This window comes from Barnesiella sp. CU968 (assembly GCF_905219685.1).
GTDB classification, from domain to species: Bacteria; Bacteroidota; Bacteroidia; order Bacteroidales; family Muribaculaceae; genus Lepagella; species Lepagella muris_A.
In genome coordinates, this window is record NZ_CAJMXD010000304.1 from 1 (window position 1) to 3603 (window position 3603).

Sequence of the window (3603 nt, forward strand, 5' to 3'; positions counted from 1 at the left end):
GCACAGCTCGCAGGAGCAGTGAAACATCTTCTCTCAAAGACTGCAAAAAAATAACCTTCGCGACAATATAGTTAAAAAATTAACGTTTAAATAACTATAGTTTAAAATTATTATATGTGAAGAAAACACCCCGGCGGTCACACAGACCTTCGGGGTGTTTATTATTCAAATGGCGGCAAAGTCATCGGCAGGGGTAAAGCCGTCAGGCTCCACATAAAGACAGAGAACGTATCTGCCCGACGCTCCGGCACCCTCATCTGTGAGACGCACCGTCACATAGTTTCCCATGTAGTCGCCCGCCAGCTCGAAAAGAGAGTCCGAGCCTGAGATCACCGCAAGCGTCATGCCTATGTCTTTCATCTCCTGAAGGAGACATCCGCAAAATTCAGCCTGTCTGCGGTTCATGTCCTCCCTGTTTGATATTGTATAAGGGAAGAGGAAAAAGAAGCCGAAATTCGCCACGGAATCACGCTCTATGGAGGCGATGGCGGAGACTTGCGGCACAATCATTCCATAATAGCTGAGACAATACCCCTCAGAACTGTCGAGCCACATGCCGTTGTCCTCCTCCGACGGTGAGAGATTGAATTCAGACACGCATCCTCCGAGGAGCTCTGCTTTCGAGCATTCCGGCGACAAAGCGCCGTAGACCTTTGTCACCAGATCTTCCGCCGTTATGCTTTTAACATTGTTACGGGCATATGCCGCCGTTGACGACAATGACATTATGATAATTACTGCAAGTGTTCCTACCATCGTTTTCATAGCGATATGCAGGCGAGGATTGATTGACACGCCTGTGACAATATAACCGCGCCAAACATCAGTTGGTTGCGAATAAAATGTTAAAAAGAAAGGGAATCGCATGATTCCCTTTCTTTTTAACATTTTCCACTTGAGTGGATATATTCGGAAGCAGGTTTATTTGAAACGACGGTTGCCTTCGAGGGCGGGCTTGCCATCGGCTTCTGCAACGCTGCCGTTCTTTTTGCTGTTGCGAGCCATGATTGAATAAGCTATCGGAGCTGCGCAGAAAAGAGAGCAGAATGTACCGACAACCACACCGAAGATCATGGCGAATGTGAACGAACGGATTGTGTCGCCACCGAGGAAGAAGATGCAGAGGAGCACCAGCAGAGTGGAGAACGATGTCATCACCGTACGTCCCAATGTCTGGTTCAGAGACTTGTTGAATGTCTTGAAGCGATCCTCTTTCGGATAGATGCCGATCATCTCGCGCACACGGTCGAACACAACCACTGTGTCATTGATCTGATAACCGATGATTGTAAGCACGGCAGCGATAAACGACTGGTCGATCTCCATCGAGAAGGGAAGGAAGCCCCAGCAGATGGAGTAGAAACCTACGATGAGGAACGCTGTGAGTGCCACCGCACATACGGCACCGACCGAGAAGGCGATGTTGCGGAAACGGAGAAGGATGTAAAGGAACATGCAGACAACCGCAATTCCCAATGCCCACGCCGCGTCGCGTTTCATGTCGTCGGCAACTGAAGGACCTACCTTCTGAATCGAGATGATACCGTGGCTTTCATCAGACACGGAGAAAGCATCCAGACTCATTGTCTGTCCGTTTACAGTAAGCTCGTCTTTAAGACCCTCGTAAAGTATGGAAGCCACCTCGTTCTCGATGCCTTCCGACTCCTCGGCGATCTTATAGTTTGTGGAGATGCGAAGCTTGGAAGGATTGTCGATATTGATCACGGCTACCGAGACAGTAGGATCGTTTGCCTTTGTCTGGAAGAGGTCGAGAAGCTTTTCCTGCACTGCCTGACGGTCTACATCTTTCTCAAACTGCACCACATAGTTGCGACCGCCTGAGAAATCGATACCCTGGTTCATGCCCCGGATCGCAAGCGAAGCGATGCTGACGACAATCAGCGCGATCCACACTGCGGCAGCAGCCTTCGACTTGCCCATGAAGTTGACCTTCGGACTGGTAAGGAAGTTGCGGCTGAGAGCTGTGGTGAATGTCATGTTCGCGCAACGGCCGTTCTTGGTGATAAGGTCGAATGCGATGCGGGTAAGGAACACTGCCGTGAAGAACGAGCAGACGATACCGATAATCAAAGTGGTTGCAAAGCCCTTGATGGGACCGGAACCGAAATAGAGAAGAATCACACCGGTGATGACCGAAGTAAGGTTGGAGTCAAAGATCGCCGAGAAGGCATTGCCATAACCCTCGGCAATAGCCTGACGGAGTTTCTTGCCGCTCTTGAGCTCTTCCTTGGTGCGTTCGAAGATAAGAACGTTGGCATCGACCGCCATACCGAGAGCAAGCACGATACCGGCTATACCGGAAAGCGTGAGCACTGCCTGAAGCGATGCGAGGATACCGAGTGTGAAGAAGAGGTTGAGGATAAGGCCCACATTAGCTACAAGACCGGGAATCCAGCCATAGTATGCCACCATGAGAATCATGAGAAGGATAATCGCCACGATGAAGGAGATGAAACCCATCTGGATTGCCTCCGCACCGAGACTCGGACCGATCACGTTGTTGCTGACAACATTCACCTTCGCCGACATTTTTCCGGACTTCAGCACGTTTGCAAGGTCATTTGCCTCTTCCGGTGTGAAGTTACCTGTGATCTGAGAGCTTCCGCCCGTGATCTCATTGTTGACATTGGGGAATGAATATACATGCTCGTCAAGCACAATGGCGATGGGGCGACCGATGTTGTTGCGGGTGATGGTAGCCCATTCCTGCGCTCCGCGGTCGTTCATCTTCATGTTGACCATGTTACCCTGCATGTTGTCATATTCCGAAGAAGCCGATGTGACGGCATCACCTTCAAGCACAGCATCACCCTTTAGCGCGATAAGCTCCCAGTAACCTACTGTCTTGTCGTCGCCGTTGTCTTTCTTGACAACGTTTCCGTTGGCGTCTGTCACAGGGAACTCAGCCTGCTTCACAGACCACATCAGAGATAGGTCTGACGGAAGAGTGCGCTTTGCAAGCTCTGTGTTCATCACAGAGTCAACAAGGTTCTTGTTGGCGGGAGTCACCATACCCACAATCGGAGAACCGGCACGCTGCGGACCGCCGAGGAGTTCAATTACATTGAGGTGGTTTACAGTGTCTTGCTGTGCGAAAGCGGCGGCGAAGCGCTGGAGATCACCAAGAATCTCATTATAGTTGTAAACTTCGAAAAACTCGAGGTTTGCGCTTGATTTCAGAAGTTCGGTAACACGTTCCGGTTCTTTTACACCGGGAAGCTCAAGAAGGATCTGACCGTTCTTGTCCTGAAGCTTCTGGATGTTTGGAGCCACGACTCCGAACTGGTCGATACGAGTGCGGAATATGTTGAACGCAGCGTCTACCTGACTGTCTACCTGCTTCTCCAAAGCGGAAGTCACCTCTTCGTTGGAAGCGTTTGATTTCAGATTACCCATGTATTCGCCTTCACGTACGAAAAGGCTTGCCATGACACCGGGCTGTATGTAGGAAGCCACGCGCGACACGAAATCCTTGTCACTGCCCTTGCCGCCGTCTGCCTCGGCTTTCTTGATGGCGGCGTTGATCTGGGCGAGCTGGGCGTCGCCCGACGCATACTGGCGAAGGATGTCGGGAACCGATAT

General features: G+C 50.9%; 2 protein-coding genes. Both read right to left on the minus strand.

Going from position 1 to position 3603, the window contains the following annotated elements; genetic code table 11:
- Positions 1–165 precede the first annotated feature (165 nt).
- Positions 166–765 carry a hypothetical protein gene (locus JX312_RS10610; RefSeq protein ID WP_124029558.1) on the minus strand — a complete coding sequence of 200 codons (600 nt, stop codon included), beginning with the start codon at positions 763–765 and terminating at the stop codon, positions 166–168.
- 156 nt (positions 766–921) lie between these two features.
- A partial coding sequence (gene secD / locus JX312_RS10615) for a protein translocase subunit SecD (RefSeq protein ID WP_204457976.1) occupies positions 922–3603 on the minus strand: 2682 nt, incomplete at its 5' end.

Excerpts from the sequence above, each read along its gene's own strand:
- JX312_RS10610 (WP_124029558.1), bottom strand. The coding sequence starts at position 765 with ATGAAAACGATGGTAGGAACACTTGCAGTAATTATCATAATGTCATTG.